The 18,505-nt window shown below is 69.1% G+C and carries 17 protein-coding genes and 1 tRNA gene; 7 read left to right on the top strand and 11 right to left on the bottom strand.

Annotated elements, in window-relative coordinates; all coding sequences use genetic code 11:
• Both AAG801_RS03025 and AAG801_RS03020 read left to right on the top strand, forming a co-directional pair.
• Window positions 1-1,355: TolC family protein (locus AAG801_RS03025; protein WP_341887101.1), on the top strand; the 1,355-nt coding region annotated here is incomplete at its 5' end.
• A gap of 292 nt (window positions 1,356-1,647) precedes the next feature.
• On the top strand, window positions 1,648-2,394 hold the full coding sequence (locus AAG801_RS03020; protein ID WP_341887100.1) for a hypothetical protein: 747 nt from the start codon (window positions 1,648-1,650) through the stop codon (window positions 2,392-2,394).
• Between the two features lie 83 nt (window positions 2,395-2,477).
• Here AAG801_RS03020 and AAG801_RS03015 read toward each other — a convergent pair.
• Window positions 2,478-2,554, bottom strand: a tRNA-Met gene (locus tag AAG801_RS03015).
• 169 nt (window positions 2,555-2,723) lie between these two features.
• Between AAG801_RS03015 and AAG801_RS03010 the strand changes: the two genes are divergently transcribed.
• Window positions 2,724-3,392 carry a sigma-70 family RNA polymerase sigma factor gene (locus AAG801_RS03010; protein ID WP_341887099.1) on the top strand — a complete coding sequence of 223 codons (669 nt, stop codon included), beginning with the start codon at window positions 2,724-2,726 and terminating at the stop codon, window positions 3,390-3,392.
• Window positions 3,389-4,636, top strand: coding sequence for a hypothetical protein (locus AAG801_RS03005; RefSeq protein ID WP_341887098.1), 1,248 nt, complete (start codon window positions 3,389-3,391; stop codon window positions 4,634-4,636). The genes AAG801_RS03010 and AAG801_RS03005 overlap by 4 nt, the downstream gene beginning before the upstream one ends.
• Window positions 4,637-4,675: 39 nt before the next feature.
• Here the strand turns inward: AAG801_RS03005 and AAG801_RS03000 are convergent, their stop codons facing one another.
• Window positions 4,676-5,455 carry an enoyl-CoA hydratase gene (locus tag AAG801_RS03000; RefSeq protein ID WP_099792965.1) on the bottom strand — a complete coding sequence of 260 codons (780 nt, stop codon included), beginning with the start codon at window positions 5,453-5,455 and terminating at the stop codon, window positions 4,676-4,678.
• A gap of 112 nt (window positions 5,456-5,567) precedes the next feature.
• Between AAG801_RS03000 and AAG801_RS02995 the strand changes: the two genes are divergently transcribed.
• Window positions 5,568-6,197 (top strand): DUF2325 domain-containing protein, encoded by a 630-nt coding sequence (locus AAG801_RS02995; protein WP_341887097.1) that lies wholly within the window; start codon window positions 5,568-5,570, stop codon window positions 6,195-6,197.
• Between the two features lie 10 nt (window positions 6,198-6,207).
• On the opposite strand, the gene AAG801_RS02990 is transcribed toward AAG801_RS02995, so the two are convergent.
• From AAG801_RS02990 to AAG801_RS02980, 3 genes are read right to left on the bottom strand one after another with little or no spacing between them, the layout of a single operon-like run.
• Window positions 6,208-8,076 (bottom strand): peptidase M61, encoded by a 1,869-nt coding sequence (locus AAG801_RS02990; protein WP_341887096.1) that lies wholly within the window; start codon window positions 8,074-8,076, stop codon window positions 6,208-6,210.
• Window positions 8,077-8,080: 4 nt separating this feature from the next.
• On the bottom strand, window positions 8,081-8,800 hold the full coding sequence (locus tag AAG801_RS02985) for a DsbC family protein (RefSeq protein ID WP_341887095.1): 720 nt from the start codon (window positions 8,798-8,800) through the stop codon (window positions 8,081-8,083).
• 50 nt (window positions 8,801-8,850) lie between these two features.
• Window positions 8,851-9,978 (bottom strand): FAD-dependent monooxygenase, encoded by a 1,128-nt coding sequence (locus AAG801_RS02980; RefSeq protein ID WP_341887094.1) that lies wholly within the window; start codon window positions 9,976-9,978, stop codon window positions 8,851-8,853.
• 86 nt (window positions 9,979-10,064) lie between these two features.
• Between AAG801_RS02980 and AAG801_RS02975 the strand changes: the two genes are divergently transcribed.
• On the top strand, window positions 10,065-10,949 hold the full coding sequence (locus tag AAG801_RS02975; RefSeq protein WP_341887093.1) for an MOSC N-terminal beta barrel domain-containing protein: 885 nt from the start codon (window positions 10,065-10,067) through the stop codon (window positions 10,947-10,949).
• A 7-nt stretch (window positions 10,950-10,956) separates the two neighbouring features.
• On the opposite strand, the gene rbsD is transcribed toward AAG801_RS02975, so the two are convergent.
• The 6 genes from rbsD to AAG801_RS02945 all read right to left on the bottom strand — a co-directional run bounded on the left by rbsD (window position 10,957) and on the right by AAG801_RS02945 (window position 17,047).
• Entirely contained in the window at window positions 10,957-11,355 is a 399-nt protein-coding gene (gene rbsD / locus AAG801_RS02970; RefSeq protein WP_341887092.1) for a D-ribose pyranase, read from the bottom strand.
• Window positions 11,352-12,317, bottom strand: a complete 966-nt coding sequence (rbsK, locus tag AAG801_RS02965) for a ribokinase (RefSeq protein ID WP_341887091.1) — start codon at window positions 12,315-12,317, stop codon at window positions 11,352-11,354. Before rbsK ends, rbsD begins: the two co-directional genes overlap by 4 nt.
• Window positions 12,314-13,396 carry a LacI family DNA-binding transcriptional regulator gene (locus AAG801_RS02960; protein ID WP_341887090.1) on the bottom strand — a complete coding sequence of 361 codons (1,083 nt, stop codon included), beginning with the start codon at window positions 13,394-13,396 and terminating at the stop codon, window positions 12,314-12,316. The genes rbsK and AAG801_RS02960 overlap by 4 nt, the downstream gene beginning before the upstream one ends.
• A 24-nt stretch (window positions 13,397-13,420) precedes the next feature.
• On the bottom strand, window positions 13,421-14,419 hold the full coding sequence (locus tag AAG801_RS02955) for an ABC transporter permease (protein ID WP_099792949.1): 999 nt from the start codon (window positions 14,417-14,419) through the stop codon (window positions 13,421-13,423).
• A 5-nt stretch (window positions 14,420-14,424) separates the two neighbouring features.
• Window positions 14,425-16,002, bottom strand: a complete 1,578-nt coding sequence (locus tag AAG801_RS02950) for a sugar ABC transporter ATP-binding protein (RefSeq protein ID WP_341887089.1) — start codon at window positions 16,000-16,002, stop codon at window positions 14,425-14,427.
• 91 nt (window positions 16,003-16,093) lie between these two features.
• Entirely contained in the window at window positions 16,094-17,047 is a 954-nt protein-coding gene (locus tag AAG801_RS02945; RefSeq protein WP_101490361.1) for a sugar ABC transporter substrate-binding protein, read from the bottom strand.
• Between the two features lie 262 nt (window positions 17,048-17,309).
• Between AAG801_RS02945 and ychF the strand changes: the two genes are divergently transcribed.
• Entirely contained in the window at window positions 17,310-18,401 is a 1,092-nt protein-coding gene (gene ychF / locus AAG801_RS02940; protein ID WP_099792945.1) for a redox-regulated ATPase YchF, read from the top strand.
• Window positions 18,402-18,505: the final 104 nt, after the last annotated feature.

The following is an 18,505-nucleotide window of genomic DNA, read 5'->3' as shown; positions in this document are numbered from 1 at the left end:
TGGCGAACCTGCCGGTGGCCGTGGCGCCGATGGCCTTCGCGCCCGCGCCCGCGCCGCTCGTCGCGTCGTCGCCCGCACCGTTCCAGATGCGCAAGGTGGCGGCGTCCGCTTCGGCGCTCGGGCTGTCGGCCGACGCCGGCGAGCGGCTGCGTGCGTACCTCGACGAGACGGTGCGCAAGGCGCTCGAGCTCAGCGCCGAGGCGCGCGAGGCCAACGCCAACTGGAAGGCCGCCGAGTACGACATCGACCAGGCCAAGGGCCAGCGTTGGCCGCAGGTGCAGGTGGGCGTGTCGTCGCCGACTGCGACCTTCGGCAGCGGCGCCAACAGCAACAGCGGCACGCGCAGCGCGGCCGGCAACCTGTCGGTCACGACGCCGGTGTACGACTGGGGGCGCCTGAGCGCCACCATCGACAGCCGCACCGAGACCTCGAAGGCGGCCTACCAGGCGGCGCAGCAGGTGCGCCAGAAGATCGCCTACGACACGGTGTCGGCGCTGCTCGAACAGCGGCGCCACCAGGCGGCGCTCGAGGCCAGCCAGGGCTATGTGACGCGCATGGAAGAGCTGGTCGACATGCTCAGCCAGATCGTGCAGAGCGACCGCGGCCGCGCCAGCGAACTCACGCAGGCGCGCGCACGCCGGCTGCAGGCCGTGACCGGCCGCGACGCCATCACGGCCAAGCTGCGCGAGGTGCAGGTGAGCCTCGTGAAGCTGGTCGGCGAAGAAGTGCAGTGGCCGGCCGACCTGGCATGGGAGATGCGCCCCGTCGTGCTGCAGGACGCATTGGTCGCGGGTGCCGAGCATCCGGCGATGCAGCAGGCGCGGGCCGAAGCCAAGGCCGCCGGCCTGTACGCGGAGTCGGTGAAGGCGGGGCGCCTGCCGCAGCTGAACTGGGTGGTCGGCAAGAGCACGCAGGAAGATTCGCTGGGCAACAAGCAGCCGTGGTCCACGGGCCTGTCGCTGCAGTGGAATGCGTTCCAGGGCGGCTCGGGCCGCGCGTCGGAACGCGCGGCGTTCGAGCGCGCGGCGGCCGGTGAAGAAAAGGCCGAGGCCTCGGCGCGCGACCTGGCCTACCGCTTGCGCACGTCGGCCGAACAGCGCGACGCGTCCGCGAGCCGCGCCGGCGAGTACAGCGAGCTGATCCAGGAAACCGATCGCGTGCGCAAGATCTTCTTCGAGCAGTGGTACCACCTGGGCAAGCGCACGCTGCTCGACGTGCTGACGGCCGAGAGCGATCACTACGGCAACCAGTCGGCGCAGGTGACGACACGCTTCGATGCCGAAGCGGCCGACCTGCGCATGCGCGCCGACTCGGCGATGTTGCTGGACTGGCTGCGCGGCGCGAAGGTGCTGTGAGGGCGCGAAAGGCAGCGCTTTTCAGAACAGTCCTATGTACGCGCGCTGCGCGCCTGCCTACGATAGGTTCGCGCGGGGTCGCATCGATCGGTTCACTCGTTTCGTCGTGGCTGTCGCGCATCGGTGTGCGGCCTGAGAAGCGGGCGCATCGGCAGCGGCCTCATTCATTCCTTTGAGAATTTCGAGCAACCATGCCGGTCCTGATCACAGGGGTCGCGAACTGCGGCCCGAGCCTGCGGAGGCGTTGCCTCGGAACCCCTGCCTGTGCGGCGGGTCGTGGGAGTGCATGCGCATGATCCGCTTCCATGCTTCACCCGCGCCCGCGCTGCAACCCGCGCGGCGCGTCGGCGTGGTCGGGCACGCCTTGCGCGAGCGAGAGTACGTGCGGCGCGTCTTGCGCGCACTGGGCGTTGCGCCTTTGGTGTTCACCAGCATCGACGAGCTGGCGGCCATGGGCGACGACCTCGCCCGGCTCAATCTGCTGTTCGTGAGCGACCTGCCCGAAGTGGAGCGCGAGGGCGGGGTGTCCGCGAAGGCGGTGCTGGCTCCGCTGGGAACGCGGGTCGTCCTGCTGACGCAGGCCGCGACCGATGCGCCGCCGACCCGCCAGCTTCGGGGCCGCCCGCCCGCCGTGGCGCCGTCGTTCGACGACTTCTATCGCACCATCCTGCTGACGCTGAGAACCCGCAGCCTGGCGTGCGCAACGCCGATGCCGCTGGTGTGGGGCGCCTACAGCTTCCACCCGGCGGACCGGAGCGTGACTTTTTCGGGGCGGACGGTGCGCCTCGATGCCGTCTTCTTCGACCTTGCGCTCGAGCTTTTCTTCAACGCCGAGCAGGTGCTCTCGATCCCGCGGCTGCGCCGGATGCTGAACCCCGCGCGCGGCGCGCGCAGGTTCTGGGGCAACGAGATCATCGGCACGATGACCGATCTCGTGACCTCGCTGGAACTTCGCGGCGCCCATGGCTGGCGCCTGGAGCATTGCGAGCCGGAGGCGTTCAGGCTGGACCGCGTGCCGGTGGTGCCGGTGGGTTCCTGAGTCGGTTCCGGGCAAGAAAAAAGCCCTAAGTCGTTGAAAACTTAGGGCTTTTTGTGCATCCCCGCGGGGCGGGAGTGCTGTGTTGGTGGCTCTTCACGGATTCGAACCGCGGACCTGTGGATTATGATTCCATCGCTCTAACCGACTGAGCTAAAGAGCCGTTCAGTACAAAACTGCACCGAAGCCCAAAATTATAGCCCAGGCTTTGGGCCGAGTTCAACACCCGGCGTTTTCAGGTCGATTTTTCTGCGTGCGATCGCATCGGATCGCACACCGGCTTAACCCCGATCGCGTCTCTGAGCCGTACAAGCTCGGGTGACAATCCTCCGATGTCTGCGCTGCCACGCGCCCCTTCTTCTGCTGCCGCCCTTGCGCGCGACGCCATGCCCGACGATCAGTTGATGCTGGCCTACGCCCACGGCGATGCCGCTGCCTTCGACGTGCTCTATGCGCGCCACGAAGGCGGCCTGTTCCGCTTCGTCAAGCGCCTGCTCGGCGCGCGGCTGGTGGCGCAGGCCGACGAGGTGTTCCAGGACACCTGGGTGCGGATCATCTCGGCGCGCGACAGCTTCTCGCCGCAGGGCGCCACGTGGCGCACCTGGGCCTTCACCATCGCGCACAACCTCGCGATGGACCGCCTGCGCGTGAGCGGGCGCGAGGTGACGCTCGATGGCCACGCGACCGACGATGACGGCGACGCGGTGCCCGCACTCGACCGCGGCGTGCACGGTGCCACCGACCTGTCGGCGCATCCGTCGGCCGAAGAGCTGGCGTTCTGGCGCGCCGCCGGTCGCCGGTTGCTGGTCTGCCTCGACGAACTGCCGGCCGAGCAGCGCGCGGCTTTTCTCTTGCACCATGAAGACGGCCTGACCGTCGACGCGCTCGCGGCCAAGCTGGAGATCGGCTTCGAGACCGTGCGCAGCCGCCTGCGCTACGGGCTGCAGAAGCTGCGCGGCTGCATGGAACGCTACCTGGCGGTGCTGGAGCAGCGGGCATGAGCGAGAGCAACGACGACCTGCACGACCCGCGGCTGCGCCGCGCGCTGGACCACGCGCCCGACCGCGATGCGATGCCCGCGGCCCACACACGCGACGCGATCCTGAAGATGGCGCACAACCTCGCCGGGGCTCCCGCACCGGCGGTCGGCCATGTGGCTGAGGCCGCGCCGTGGTGGCGACGCGTGTTCGGCGGCGGTGGCGGGCCGCGCTCGCGCATGCCGTGGAACGCCGCCTTCGCGACTGTGCTCGTGGCGACTTTCGTCACCGTGTTGTGGCATCGCGAGCCGGTGCCCGAGGCAGGGCTCGATGGCGAGGCGCAAGTGGCCGGGGCGCCCGCGCCGGCATCGGCACCACCTGCGCAAACGGCTGAGGCGCCGGCAGCGGCGTCGGCACCGACGCCAGCCGCGCCTGCTGCTGAACCGGCCGCAACGGCGGACATGATGCCGCCCGCTGCGCAGCGCAGCGAAGCGGCGCGCGATGCGAAAGAGACGCTGAAGCAGCGCGAAACAACCGAAGCGCGTGACGCATCGCGGCGGCGCGAAGCCCCTGCTGCTGCGGCGTCGATTCAGAAGGACGAAGAACGGATGCGAGAAAAGGCCGCGCCCGCGGCTCCGGTGGTGCAAGCCCCGGCACCTGCGCCCGCCGCACCCGCCATCGCGTCGGCGCCTGTGCCCGCGGCTCCTCCCATGGCCGATGTCGGCCAGAGCCCGGTGCCCTATGCCGCTGCACCACCCGCGCCCGCGCCGGCCGCAGCCGCAGCAGCACCGCCGATGCAGCGCGAGTCCGCAGAAACGACGTCATCGCTCGCCGCACAAGGCGGTGCCAGCGCGAACGTCGCAGGCATGCAGCGCCGCGCTGCACCCGCATCGGCCGCTGCGAAGGCTGCTGCACCACGCGCAGCCACCGAAGCCGCCACGAGCGGCGGCTTCACAGCACTGGACCGCTGGACCACCCTCGACATCACGCGTGCCGGCGCCACCACGCGCCAGGCGCGCGGCGACACCGAAGGCCTCGCGGCATTGGTGAACACCGTGGCGCGCGCGGCCACCATGTCGGGCGGGGAACTGGTTGCGCCGGTCGAAGCGCGCATCGAACTGCGGCGCGACGGCGTGTTGCTGGCCGTGCTCGAGATCGCGGGCGATCAGGTGCGGTGGACGCCGCAACCGGGCGGCCCCGCATCCATCGGCACACCACCGGCACAGGCGCTCGATGCGCTGCGCACGGCGGTCTCGCGGACCCGCTGACGGCGACCGTTGCAGTCGCCGGGCCCGCGATTCAGCGGATCAGGCGTTCTTGAAGTCCGGGGCCCGCTTGTTCAGGAAGGCGTCCATGCCTTCCTTCTGGTCCTGCGTGGCGAACAGCGCGTGGAACAGGCGGCGTTCGAACATCACGCCGTCGCTCAGGCCGCTCTCGAAGGCGCGGTTGACCGATTCCTTGGCGGCCATCACGGCGATCTGCGAGTAGCCCGCGATGATCAGCGCGGCGCCCAGGGCCTCGTCGGCCAGTTTCTCGAAGGGCACCACGCGGCTCACGAGGCCCGCGCGCTCGGCTTCGGCGGCGTCCATCATGCGGGCGGTGAGCGCCATGTCCATGGCCTTGCTCTTGCCCACTGCGCGCGGCAGGCGCTGCGTGCCACCGGCGCCGGGGATCACGCCGATCTTGATTTCGGGCTGGCCGAACTTGGCGTTGTCGGCCGCGATGATGAAGTCGCACATCATCGCCAGCTCGCAGCCGCCGCCCAGCGCAAAGCCGCTCACGGCCGCGATCACCGGCTTGCGGATCGAGCGGATGGTTTCCCAGTTGCGCGTGATGTAGTCGCCCTTGTAGGTGTCGATGAAGCTGTACTTGGCCATCGCCGCGATGTCGGCGCCGGCCGCGAAGGCGCGCTCGCTGCCGGTGAGGATGATGCAGCCGATGGCGTCGTCGGCGTCGAAAGCCTTGAGCGCCTGGCCCAGTTCGGTCATCAGCGCGTCGTTCAGCGCATTGAGGGCCTTGGGGCGGTTGAGGGTGACGATGCCGACCTTGCCTGCTTCGGTCCGCACTTCGATGTTTTCGTAGCTCATGGTGTCTCTGTCTCCGGGGGAGGTGGGGGAAAAAACGCGTTCCACTATACCGAGCATGGCCTTGGGCCCGCTGACGCGCGGGTGTTTCATTTGAGAATTGTTCTCATCTAGAATGGCCGCCATGGACTTCCCGATGCAAGAACATGCCGTGTTGCTGCGGGCTTACGCCCGGGTGCAGGAGCGTTGCTCGCGCCTGCTGATCGAGCAGGCCGCCCGGGTCGAGCGGCTCGAGGCGCAGATCGTGCGGTTGCGCGGCGCACTGGTGGCGCGCGACTCGGCGATCGCCATCGTGCGCGAAGAGCTGGCGGCGCGCGCGGCCGTGGGCACCGCCTTGCCCAAACGCCTTCATGGGTTGCTGGCGCCGGGCGGCCGGCGACACCATGCACTGCCGCCGGGGCCGGAAGTGCCGGCCGATCTGCGTGCCAAGTCGGTGTTGTGCGTCGGCCGTTCGGAAGCGGCGCAAGAGGCGCCTTCGCTGGCGCGTCAATTGGTCGAGATTGCCGGCGGACGTTACCTGCACCACGACGGCGGCGACGAGGCCGACGACCCCGCGGCGCTCGAAGCGGGCCTGCGCGCGGCCGACCTCGTGATCTGCCAGACCGGCTGCGTGAGCCACGGCGCCTACTGGCGCGTGCAGGACCACTGCCGCCGCACCGGCAAGCCCTGCGTGCTGGTGGGCGAGCCGCAGCCGATGCTGTTCGTGCGGCCGCCGCTGGCGGCGGCCGTCGATCACTCAGCCTGAACGGAAGAAATTACGGCTTGGCTGCGAGCCAGGCCGAGACCTTGGCCGCGTCGTGCGAGAACAGCCGCCACGTGGTCGAGCCCGTCGGCAGCGTGAGCGGCAGGCGCAGCAGCCGGCGGTCGCGCGAGACGAGGGCCGTGCACTTGGTGGCATGGCCGAGGTACAGCGCCAGGTCGTCGAGCTTCGTTAGGCGCCAGGCCTGCGCAGGTTGCGACGCACCCTTGCCGCGACCGCCAACGGCCGGCAGTTCAATGCCGAGCCATTCGTCGTTGGCCGAGAACCCGGCCTTCTCGGCGGCGCCGCCGCGCAGCACCACCTTGATCTGCACGCTGCCGCCGGTTTCGGCCACGCGCAGGCCGAGCGCCTGCGCCGGTTGCGAGGGGTCGTCGAGCGTGGCGACGCCGTGCGCGCGCAGCAAATCGGCCAGCGGGAGTTCGTCGGTGGAATGCACCCAGCGCGCCAGTTCCGGCGCGTACGAGCGTCCGCCCACGGCTTCGAGCGCGGCCGCAATGTCGGCCTCGCTGATCGGGCCGCCGTTGCTGTGCGTCCAGAGGTGGCGCATCACGTCGTCGAGCGTGCCCTTGCCTTCGTGGCGCAGCGTGAGGTCGAAGCACAGCGCCACCAGCGCGCCCTTGGTGTAGTAGCTGACGGTGCTGTTGGGCGTCTGCTCGTCCTGGCGGTAGTACTTGACCCAGGCGTCGAAGCTCGCGTCGGCCACCGGTTGCACAAGCCGGCCGGGCGTCTGCAGCACCTGGTTGATGGTCTTGTTGAGCAGTCGCAGGTAGGCCGCGTCGTCGATGCGGCCGGCGCGGCGCAGCAGCAGGTCGTCGTAGTAGCTCGTGAAGCCTTCGAAGAACCACAGCAGCTGCGTGTAGTTTTCCTGGCTGTAGTCGTAGCGCGCGAACTCCGCCGGGCGCATGCGCTTGACGTTCCAGGTGTGGAAGTACTCGTGGCTGATGAGGCCCATCAGCGTGGTGTAGCCCTCGGGCTGCTTCTTCTTTTCGCCACGCTGCGGCAGGTCGCGGCGGTTGCAGATGAGCGCGGTGGAGTGGCGGTGCTCGAGCCCGCCGTAGCCGTCGTCCACGGCATTGAGCATGAACACGTAGCGGTCGATCGGCAGTTTGGGCCCGCCGCGCTTGCCGGCCTTGTCGCCGTGCCAGAAACGGATCTCGGCTTCGCAGATGGCCTGCGTGTCGGCGATGAGCCGCTCGCCATCGAACGAGGCCGCGGCGCCTGCGATCACGAAGCGGTGCGGCACGCCGCAGGCTTCGAATTCGGCGCTCCAGAAAGCGCCCATCTCGACCGGGCTGTCGGCCAGTTCGTCGTAGCCGGCGGCGCGGTAGCTGCCGAAGCCGTACTTGTCGGCCTTCGTCGGCACGAGCGCGGTGGCGCACGACCAGCGCGCGGCGTCTGGCGACTGTGTGGGCGGCACGATTTCGAGCGCATGCGGCGCTTCGGTCTGGCCTTCGACGCGCAGGCAGACGCTGGTGCCGTTGAAGAAGCCGCGCGTGGCGTCGAGCCACGCGGTTCGCACCGAGTTGTCGTAGGCGCAGACCTGGTAGTGCAGCACCAGCGGCTGGCCCGGCACGCAGTCGATCTGCCAGCTGCATTTGTCGAGCTGCGTGAGCACCGGCTTGCGGCGGCCCTGCGTGGCGCGCAGGCCCTGCAGGTTCTTGGAGAACTCGCGCACGAGGTAGCTGCCCGGAATCCACACCGGCAGCGCCACGCGCTGCTGCGCGGCGGGCGCGGCGATGGTCAGCGTGACAGCGAACAGGCGGGCATGAAGGTCCGCGCATTCGACGCGGCAATGCACGGCGGCAGGGGCGGTTGCAGCAGCGCCCGCGCGCCGGGAAGCAGAAGTCGTCGAGGTCGTCGCCATTGGATCAGTTGGCGGCGGCGAGTTGCTTCTCGACCTGTTCGGCGGGGATCGCGCCCGGGACGCGGCTGCCGTCGGTGAAGATCAGCGTGGGCGTGCCCGTGATGTTGTACTTGCGGCCGAACTCCACGTTGCGCTCCAGCGCCGTCACGTTGCAGGTGCTGGCGGCGGCGGCCGGCTTGACGCTGTTTTCCATCCAGTCGGCCCAGGCCTTGCCCGGGTCCTTGCTGCACCAGATGTCGCGCGACTTGGCGGTCGAGTCGGCGCCGAGCACGGGGTACAGGAACATGTAGACGGTCACGTTGTCGACCTTCTTCATGTCTTTCTCGAAGCGCTTGCAGTAGCCGCAGTTCGGGTCTTCGAAGACCGCGACCTTGCGCTTGCCGTTGCCGCGCACGATCTTGATCGCGTCTTTCACGGGCAGCTTGTCGAAGGCGACAGCGGTGAGCTTCTCGACGCGTTCCTCGGTGAGGTTGCGGCGCGTCTTGGCGTCGATCAGGTTGCCCTGCAGCAGGTAGTTGCCCTGTTCGTCGGTGTAGAGCAGCTGACTGCCGCCGACGCGCACTTCGTACAGGCCCGGCACGGGCGTCTTGGTGACTTCCTCGATGGGCGGGAGCTGCGGGATGTGCGTCGGCAGGTTCTTGCGGATCTCGGCCTCGCCCGCGCCGGCGGTGGAGAGCGTGAGCAGCGCGCAGGCGGCGACGAGAAGGTGGCGGACGAAGGTCATCGGGAAGGTTTCGGGAAAAAGGTGGAGGGCTGGTGGGCGGCGTCAGGCGGTCAGGCTTTGAGGCCCATGGCCTGGGCGGTGATCCAGTGCTTCACGAAGCGCGTGCGGTCGAAACCGCGCATGCCCCAGTTGCGCAACGCAGGGAGTGGACCCAGGTTGTGCGAGAAAAGTTGCTGCAATCCGTCGGTCGCCAGGCTCATCTGCAGCACGTCGGCGCGGCGGGCGCGTTCGTAGCGGCGCAGCAGGCGGGCGTCGCCCACGCTGCGCCAGTAATCGCGGGTGCGGATCACCTCGGCCAGCGCGGTCGCATCAGACAGGCCGAGGTTCAGGCCCTGGCCCGCCAGCGGATGCACCGTGTGGGCGGCGTCGCCCGCGAGCACCCACGATTGGGTGGGCTGGCCGGGCATCGTGCCGGACCAGCGGTCGGCGATGGCGCGCGACAGCGGCCACACGGCGCGTTCGCTCGTGAGCCGCAGCGAGCCCAGCTCACCGTGGCTGGCTTCGCTCACGGCGGCGCTGAATTCTTCGACGCTTTGCGCGACCAGCTCGGGCACACGCAACTGGTCGACCGACCACACCAGCGCCAGCGTCTTGCCGTGCACGCCGCCCAGCGGCAGCAGGGCGAACACCTCGCCGCGGTCGTTGAACCACTGGCGCGCGATGCCGTCGTGCGTGTGCGCGGCCTCGAGCCGCGCGGCAATGGCGTGCTGCGGGTAGCGCGTCACCTCGTAGCTCACGCCCAGCGCCGCGCGCGAGGCGCTGGCCTTGCCTTCGCACACCACGGTGAGCGGCGCGGCCACGGGCTCGGTCACCACGTCGATCAGGGGCTGGAAGCGCACCGCGTCGGCCAGTTGCTGTTCGAGCGCGGGCACGTCGACGATCCAGGCCAGCGCCTCGACCTTCTGGCGCGCGGCGCTGAACTGCACCCGGCCGCCGTCGTCGCCGTGCACCTGCATCTCGTGCACCGGCGTGGCATGGGCCGTGTCGGGCCAGCCGCGCAGCGATTCGAGCAGCGTGCGGGACGCCACGTTGAGCGCGTACGCCCGGATGTCTTCCTTGGCCGGCGGGGCGGGCGGCACCACCAGCGCGACGCGCACGCGTTCGCGCGCCAGCAGCAGCGCCAGCGTACGGCCGACGATGCCGGCGCCGCGGATACAAACTTCGGGGGAAAGGGCCATCAGATGATTGTAGGAGTTGCCTCGCGCACGGGCGCCGATACCCGTTCATGCAGGAGAATGGCCAGCGATTTCAAAGGAACCCCACCGTGTCGCAGCCGTCCGCTTTCGATCTCCAGGCCACCATCTCGCGCCTGTTCGTGTACCCCGTCAAGTCGTGCGCGGGCGTCGAGCTCGACGAGATGCTGCTCACCGAAACCGGCCTGGAGTTCGACCGGGCCTGGATGGTCGTCGATGCGCAGGGCGAGTTCGTCACCCAGCGCCAGCTGCCGCGCATGGCGCTCATTCGGCCGCAGATGAAGCACACCGAGGTCGTGTTGCGCGCGCCCGGCATGCTGGCGCTGCACCTGGCCTTCGACCGCGTCGAGCAGCCGGTGCGCGTGCGCGTGTGGAAGGACGACGTGGCGGCCTACGACATGGGCGACATTGCCGCCCAGTGGTTCAGCGATTTCCTCTCGGAGCCCGGCAAGCCGCAGACGCTGCGCCTCGTGCGCTTCGACCCCGAGCACCAGCGCCTGTCGAGCCTGAAGTGGACCGACGGCGTCGAAGCGCTGAACCAGTTTGCCGACGGCTTTCCGCTGCTGGTGGCCAGCGAAGGCTCGCTCGCCGAACTCAACGAGCGCCTCGCCGCGGCCGGCCACGGCCCGGTCGGCATCGAGCGCTTCCGCCCGAACATCGTGCTGGCCGGCATCGAGTCGCACGACGAAGACCGGGTCGACGCGCTGCACGTCACCACCGGCCAGGGCCAAGCCGAGCTGCGCCCGGTCAAGCCCTGCACGCGCTGCCCGATTCCCGACATCAACCCCGCCACCGCGCTCAGCAGCCCCGAGGTCGGCGACATGCTGCGCACCTACCGCGCCGACGCGCGCGTGGACGGCGGCATCACCTTCGGCATGAACTGCATCGTGGTGCAGGGCGTGGAGCACCTGCTGAAGGTGGGGCAGCCTGTGGGCGCGAACTACCGCTTCGAGTAAGGGGCGATCAGAACGCCACGCCGGCGACCAGGATGATGTTTGCGTAAGGCGTGCATTCGCCCGTGCGCACCACGGCCTTGGCGCGCGCGCTCACGCGCTTCAGTTCTTCGTGCGATATGACCTGCGGCACCACGCTCAGCTGGCCTTCGCACCACGCGGGCAGCGTGCCGGCAGGCAAGTGCTCCAGCGCTTCGCGCGCCATGAGTGCGCTTTCCACCTGCATCTCCGACAGCACCGCCTTCAGCACATCGCTGATCCCCGGCACACCGCGCGCCACGGCCAGGTCGATGCGGCGCGGGCCGTCGGGAATGGGCAGGCCGGCGTCGCCGATCACCAGCATGTCGCCGTGGCCCATGGAGGCGATCACGTGGGAGAGTTCGGCGTGCAGCAGGGGAGAGCGTTTCACAGCGTGATCCAGTCGGGGGGCAGGGGGCTGCGCAGCACGGCGTCGCGCAGCGGAATGGAGGGTTGGGCGCCGGGCTGCTGGATGCACAGCGCGGCGGCGCGGACGCCCAGGCGCACGGCCTCGTCGAACGATTGGCCTTCGCCCAGTGCCACGGCGAGCGCACCCAGAAAGGTGTCGCCAGCGGCGGTGGTGTCGACCGCCTGCACCTTCGGCGCGGGATGGTGGCGTGCGCCATCGGCATCGACCGCCACCGCGCCGCGCGAGCCCAGCGTCACGACCACGCGGGCGATGCCGCGCGCGCGCAGCGCCTGGCCGGCCTGCGCGGCTTCCTCGGGGCTGTCGGCGTTCTGGCCCGACAGCGTCTGCGCCTCGATCTCGTTGACCACGAGCGTGTCGATGCGGGGCCAGAGCGCCTCGGCGATGGTTTGCACCGGCGAGGGGTTGAGCATCACCGCGCAGCCCGCGTCGTGCGCGGCGGCGATGGCGCGCGCCACCTGATCCATCGGGGTCTCGAACTGCGCGACGAGGAAGGCTGCGCCTTGCAGTTGCGTGCGCAGCGCAGCGTCGTCGAGGGCGACGCGCGCGTTGGCGCCGGGGATCATCACGATGCGGTTCTGGCCGCTGTCTTCCACCAGGATCAGCGCCGTGCCGGTGGGCTCGGCGGTGTCGGTGCGCAGCGCCGAGGTGTCGATGCCGTCGCGCGCGAGCGCATCGCGCAGTGCCTGGCCATGGGCGTCGTCGCCCACGCAACCGATCATGTGCACCTGCGCACCTTCGCGCGCGCAGCTCACGGCCTGGTTGGCGCCCTTGCCGCCGGGGATGGCGTCGATCGAGCGGCCCAGCAGGGTTTCGCCCGCGGCCGGCGCGTGCGGCACGCGCAGCACGATGTCCATGTTCAGGCTGCCGAGCACCACGATGCGCGGCGGCACAGAGGAGGAAGAAGAAGGAGGCTGAAGGCTCACGAGGTGCGGGACTTGGAAGGTGTGGCGGTGGTGGAGGAGGAGGCGGGCGTCACGCCCGCTTCGCGAAAGCCCGCGTGGCGCGTGGTCGAGGCGCGCACGCGCAGCTCGGGTTGCAGCACGACCTTGCGCGCGTCGCGGCGCTTGCCGCCCATGCGCTCCAGCAGCATGTCGACCGCCAGCGCGCCGATGCGCTCCTTGGGCTGGGCCACGGTGGTGAGCGGCGGGCTGGTGTAGGCCGACAGTTCGATGTCGTCGAAGCCCACGATCGACAGTTCGTCGGGCACGCGCACGCCGCTTTCATGCGCGGCACGCAGCGCGCCAATGGCCATGAGGTCGTTGCACACGAACACGGCCGAAGGTTTTTGCTCGGTGCGCAGGATGGCGTGCATCGCCTCGTAGCCGCCCTGGCTGGTGAAGCCGCCGCGCCACAGCAGCGCGTCGGCGTTCGGTGCCGAGCCGGTCTCCGCCAGCGCCATGCGCCAGCCTTCGATGCGCTGCTCGCTCGACGTCACGCCGGTCGGTCCGCCGATGCAGGCGATGCGCTTGTGGCCCAGCGACAGCAGGTGCCGCACGGCGAGCAGGCCGCCCTGCATGTGGGCGGTTTCCACCAGGTCGCAGGCTGGGTCGGCGATCTCGCGGTCGACCAGCACGGTGGGAATGCGCAGGCCGCGCAGTTGCGTGGCGAGCGAGTCGTCTTCGTCGGCGCCGGTCGACACCACGATGAGCCCGTCGATGCGGCGCTCGGCCAGCACCTGCAGGTACACGCTCTGGCGCCGGGGCTCGTCGTCGGTGTTGCACAGCACCAGCGTGTAGCCGGCGCCGAAGCAGCGGTCTTCCACGATGCGCACGATCTCGGCGAAATAGGGGTTCGAGCTGTTGGGAATGAGCATGCCCAGCGTCGAGGTGGTGTTGCTCTTGAGGCTGCGCGCCATCGCGTTGGGCACGTAGCCGAGCTCGCGGATCGCCAGCTCCACGCGCTCGCGCACCTTGGCGCTCACGTGGCGCGTGTCGTTGACGACGTGCGACACGGTGGTGACGGAAACGCCCGCCTGGAGTGCAACGTCCTTGATGGTGGCCATGGTTGTCCTAGTTCCTGTGGAAGCTCAGGCCAGTCGACGATCGGCCCGGCGCTGGCGCAGGGTGTCGATGATGACGGCCACCACGATCACCGCGCCCGTGATGATGCGCTTGCTCGGCTCGCTCGCGCCGACCTGTGCCAGGCCGGCCTCGAGCACCGCGATGATTAGCACGCCGAAGAAGGTGTTGACGACAGAGCCGCGTCCGCCCATGAGGCTGGTGCCGCCGATGACCACGGCCGCGATCACCTGCAGCTCGATGCCGACACCGGCGTTCGGGTCGGCCGCTTCGAGGCGGGCCGACTGCATCAGGCCCGCGAGCCCGGCCAGCAGGCCGGTGACGGCGAAGACGATGATGCGGATCGGCCGCGGGTCGATGCCCGCCAGGCGCATGGCTTCTTCATTGGTGCCGATGCCCACGACATGGCGGCCGAACACGGAGCGCGTGAGCACCAGCTGCCCCACGGCGACCAGCACCACCGCGAGCACGAAGGCGGCCGAGATGCCGCCGATCCACGGTGCGGCCAGGCCCGAGATGGCGTCGCCCACGTACTGCGTGCGCGAATCGGTGACCAGGTAGGCGCCGCCGCGCACGGCTTCGAGCATGCCCAGAGAGACGATGAAACTCGGCAGCCGCCACGCGACCGACACCGCGCCGGTCACCGTGCCGCAGACCAGCCCCGTGGCCAGGCCGAGCATGGCGGCCAGCGGCACCGAGAGTTTCCATTCGAGGATGGCGGCGGCCGTGACGGCCGCGCTGAGTGCGAGCACCGAGCCCACCGACAGGTCGATGCCCGCGATGATCAGCACGAAGGTCATGCCCACCGCCATCACGGCCAGCGCCGGGATTTCATTGGCGATCGAGATGAAGGTGTCGCGCGTGAGGAAGTATTCGCTCATCGAGCCGAACAGCGCAATCATGCCCAGCAGCACGACCGTCAGGCCCAGGTAGGTGCCGAGCTGGCCCTTGAGTGCGGACGGCGGCTTGCGGGTGGCAGCGGAAGAAGAAGGGGAGGCGGCGTTCATGGTCGTCAGGCGTCGGCGGAAGTCGGGGCGGAAGCTGCGGAATGGGCAGAGTCCGCGGGAGAGCCGGGCACGCGGCCCGTGGCATCGCTGAAGGCGGCGGCGAGCAGCGACTGCTCGGTCCATTCGCCGCGCTCGAACACAGCGACCAGCCGGCCGGCGCTCATCACGCCGATGCGGTCGCACATGGCCATCAGCTCGCGCAGGTCGCTCGACACCATCAGGAGTGCTTTGCCGGCGTCGGTCATGCGGTCGAGTTCGGTGTACAGGTCGGCGCGCGCGCCCACGTCCACGCCGCGCGTGGGTTCGTCCAGCAGCAGCACCTTGCATTCGCGGTGCAGCCAGCGCGCGAACACCACCTTCTGCTGGTTGCCGCCGCTGAGTGTCGACACGGGCTGCTCGATGCTGCGCGAGCGGATGCGCAGCAGTTCCACCAGCCGGCGCGCAATCTGGCGCTCCTTGGCGCGGCGCAGCCAGCCGGCATGCGAGATCGCGCCGAGGTCGCTCAGCGTGGCGTTGACGCGGATCGGCTGCGACAGCAGCAGACCCTGCGACTTGCGGTCTTCGGTGACGAGGCCGATGCCTGCGCGAATCGCCTGCATCGGCGAGCGCCAGCCCTTGCGCGCATGCTGCACGGGCTGTGCGGCTGGCGTACCGTCGTGCAGCACGACCTCGCCGCGGTCGGCGCGGTCGGCACCGAACAGCAGCCGCACGAGCTCGGTGCGGCCCGAGCCGACGAGGCCGGCCAGGCCCATGATTTCACCGGCGCGCAGCTCGAGGTCGACATCGCGCACCACCTGCGCCCGGCCGATGCCGCGCGCGCTCAGCAGCACCGGGCCCGCCACGCGGCGCGCGCGGCCCTCGTGCTCGTGCACCGCGCGGCCGACCATGCGCTGCACGAGTTCGGATTCGCGCACGCCGGCCATGGCGCGCACGTCGACCAGCTTGCCGTCGCGCAGCACCGCCACGCGGTCGGCGATGCGCTGCAGTTCTTCGAGGCGGTGCGACACGTAGACGATCGCCACGCCGCGCAGCTTCAGCAGTTCGATCTGCTCGAACAGGTGCGCGGTTTCGCGCGGCGTGAGCATGGCGGTGGGCTCGTCGAGCACCAGCACGCGCGTGTCGTCCTGCAGGTTGCGCGCAATTTCCACCATCTGCTGCTGGCCGATGCCCAGCCGCGCCACCGGCGTGGCCGGGTCGATGCCGTCCAGCCCGATCTTGGCGAGCTGGCGCTCGGCCAGCTCGTGCAGCGTGGCACGGCGGATCCAGCCGCTCTTGTGCGGCAGGCGGTCGAGCAGCAGGTTCTCGGCCACCGACAGCGTGGTGACGAGGCCGAGCTCCTGCATGACCATGCGCACGCCCAGGCGCTCGGCGTCGCGGCGCGAGGCCGGCGCGAAGGGCTGCCCGTCGAGCAACATGCCGCCGCGCGTGGGCTGTACCAGCCCGCAGACGATTTTCGACAGCGTGCTCTTGCCCGCGCCGTTCTCGCCCGTGAGCGCGAGCACTTCGCCCGCGCGCAGCTCGAGAGACACGTCGTCGAGCACCGGCGCCGCGTAGTCCTTGCCCACGGTGCTCAAAGAGAGCACCGCGGTGGGTAAGGGGGGATGCAGGGCGGCGTCGGTGGCGGCAGTCAAAACGGAGTCTTCTTTTTGTTGAGGGGAAACGGAGGGCGTGGGCTTACTTGGACGACTTGGTGACCAGCACCACGTCGGTCTTCACTTCGGCGGGCATTTCCGATTGCTTCTTCTTGTCGGCGATGGCCTTCAGCGCGGTCTCGATGCCGAACACGGCCTGCTTGGCGGCGAACTGGTCGGCGGTGGCGAGCACGCGGCCGTCCTTCAGCATCGGCTTGATGGCGCCGATGTTGTCGTAGCCCACGACCAGCACCTTGCCGGTCTTGCCCGCAGCCTTGACGGCCGCCACGGCGCCCAGTGCCATGCTGTCGTTGCCGGCCAGCAGGGCCTTCAGGTCGGGGTGCTCGCGCATCATGCCGGCGGCCACGGTGTTGCCCTTGTCGATTTCCCACTGGCCCGACTGCACGCCGACCACGGTCATGCCGCCGGCCTTCATGGCGTCCTGGTAGCCCAGCGTGCGCTGCTGCGCATTGAAGGTGGTCGACACGCCTTCGATGATGCCGACCTTGTCGCCCGACTTCAGCTCCTTGGCGAGCGCGTCGCCCACCAGCTTGGCGCCGGCGCGGTTGTCGGGGCCGACGAAGGGCACCTGGATGCCCTTTTCCTTCAGGGCAGCGCCGTCGAGCTGGTTGTCGATGTTCACGACCAGGATGCCCTTGTCGATGGCCGCCTTGATCACCGGCACCAGCGCCTTCGAATCGGCGGGCGCGATGACCAGCGCGTTGATCTTCTGCGCCACCATCTGCTCGACCATCTTGATCTGCGCGGCGGTGTCGGTCTCGTCCTTGATGCCGTTGGCCACCAGCGTGTACTGCGCGGCGTTGGCCTTCTGGTGCGCCTTGGCGCCGTCTTCCATGGTGCGGAAGAATTCGTTGGCCAGCGACTTCATGACCAGCGCGACCTTCGGCTTGTCCTGCGCGAAGGCGGGCGTTCCGGCGATGGCGCCCAGCAAGGTCAATGCGGCAGCGCTTTGCAGGGTACGGCGGGTGAACTTCATGGTGGATGTCTCCTGAAATGAGGGGTCAGAGCGGAACGCCGGTCTGTGCCGGGGGCCCCGATATTAATCGAGGGAAACGTTTGCGCAAACGTTTGCGAGTCGGGTCTAACCCTGAGCTTTTGAGGCCGAAAAGCCGCTGCCAGAGGGCTTTCGTGCGGGGCTGACCGCTTCGGAAATGGTGCGCGGGAATGGCCGGAAGTGGGCTCGGCCCGGGGGAGAACCCGGTCAGCCTAAAATCGGGGGTTACCCAAGAGGACCTCCCATGAGTTTGCAATGCGGCATCGTCGGCCTGCCCAACGTCGGTAAATCCACCCTTTTCAATGCGTTGACCAAGGCCGGCATCGCAGCGGAAAACTATCCGTTCTGCACCATCGAGCCCAACGTGGGCGTGGTGGAAGTGCCCGATCCGCGGCTCGACCAATTGAGCGAGATCGTCAAGCCCGAGCGCGTGGTGCCCGCCATCGTCGAGTTCGTCGACATCGCCGGCCTGGTGGCCGGTGCCAGCACTGGTGAAGGCCTGGGCAACAAGTTTTTGGCGCACATCCGCGAGACCGACGCCACCGTCAACGTGGTGCGCTGCTTCGACGACGAGAACGTGATCCACGTGGCCGGCAAGGTCGACCCGATCTCCGACATCGAAGTGATCCAGACCGAACTCTGCCTGGCCGACCTGGCCACGGTCGAGAAGGCGCTGCACCGCCACACCAAGGTCGCCCGTTCGGGCGACAAGGACGCGCAGAAGCTCGTCGGCCTGCTCGAACGCTGCCAGGCCGCGCTAAACGAGAACACGCCGGTGCGCGCGCTCGAGTTCACGAAGGAAGAAGTGCCGCTGGTGAAGAGCTTCACGCTCATCACCGCCAAGCCCGCGATGTTCGTGGGCAACGTGGCCGAAGACGGTTTCGAGAACAACCCGTACCTCGACCGCCTGCGCGAATACGCCGCCAAGCAGGGCGCCCCCGTGGTCGCCATCTGCGCCAAGATCGAAGCCGACCTGTCCGAGATGGACGAGGAAGACAAGAAGATGTTCCTCGCCGAAATCGGCCAGGAAGAACCGGGCCTGAACCGCCTGATCCGTGCGGCTTACAAGCTGCTGGGCCTGCAGACCTACTTCACCGCCGGCGTGAAGGAAGTGCGCGCCTGGACCATCCACATCGGCGACACCGGCCCGCAAGCCGCCGGCGTGATCCACGGCGACTTCGAGAAGGGCTACATCCGTGCCCAGACCATTGCGTTCGACGACTACATCGCCTTCAAGGGTGAGCAGGGCGCGAAGGACGCGGGGAAGATGCGTTCGGAAGGCAAGGAATACGTCGTGAAGGATGGCGACGTGATGAACTTCCTGTTCAGCTCCTGATTTCGCTCGCCCCCAGGCTGCGCGGCACTGCGTGTCCGCTGCGCCAACCCCCTGCCGGGGGCAACACCTGAGGCCCGGCGAAGCCGGTTCCTCGGTGTTTCACG

The organism is Variovorax sp. YR752 (assembly GCF_943372545.1).
This window is presented reverse-complemented; position numbering and strand designations above follow the sequence as displayed.

Excerpts from the sequence above, each read along its gene's own strand:
- AAG801_RS02945 (WP_101490361.1), bottom strand. The coding sequence starts at position 17,047 with ATGAAGTTCACCCGCCGTACCCTGCAAAGCGCTGCCGCATTGACCTTG.
- AAG801_RS03020 (WP_341887100.1), top strand. The coding sequence starts at position 1,648 with ATGATCCGCTTCCATGCTTCACCCGCGCCCGCGCTGCAACCCGCGCGG.
- ychF (WP_099792945.1), top strand. The coding sequence starts at position 17,310 with ATGAGTTTGCAATGCGGCATCGTCGGCCTGCCCAACGTCGGTAAATCC.
- AAG801_RS03005 (WP_341887098.1), top strand. The coding sequence starts at position 3,389 with ATGAGCGAGAGCAACGACGACCTGCACGACCCGCGGCTGCGCCGCGCG.
- AAG801_RS02960 (WP_341887090.1), bottom strand. The coding sequence starts at position 13,396 with ATGGCCACCATCAAGGACGTTGCACTCCAGGCGGGCGTTTCCGTCACC.
- AAG801_RS03000 (WP_099792965.1), bottom strand. The coding sequence starts at position 5,455 with ATGAGCTACGAAAACATCGAAGTGCGGACCGAAGCAGGCAAGGTCGGC.
- AAG801_RS02980 (WP_341887094.1), bottom strand. The coding sequence starts at position 9,978 with ATGGCCCTTTCCCCCGAAGTTTGTATCCGCGGCGCCGGCATCGTCGGC.
- AAG801_RS02990 (WP_341887096.1), bottom strand. The coding sequence starts at position 8,076 with ATGGCGACGACCTCGACGACTTCTGCTTCCCGGCGCGCGGGCGCTGCT.
- AAG801_RS03010 (WP_341887099.1), top strand. The coding sequence starts at position 2,724 with ATGTCTGCGCTGCCACGCGCCCCTTCTTCTGCTGCCGCCCTTGCGCGC.
- AAG801_RS02955 (WP_099792949.1), bottom strand. The coding sequence starts at position 14,419 with ATGAACGCCGCCTCCCCTTCTTCTTCCGCTGCCACCCGCAAGCCGCCG.
- AAG801_RS02985 (WP_341887095.1), bottom strand. The coding sequence starts at position 8,800 with ATGACCTTCGTCCGCCACCTTCTCGTCGCCGCCTGCGCGCTGCTCACG.
- AAG801_RS02995 (WP_341887097.1), top strand. The coding sequence starts at position 5,568 with ATGGCCGCCATGGACTTCCCGATGCAAGAACATGCCGTGTTGCTGCGG.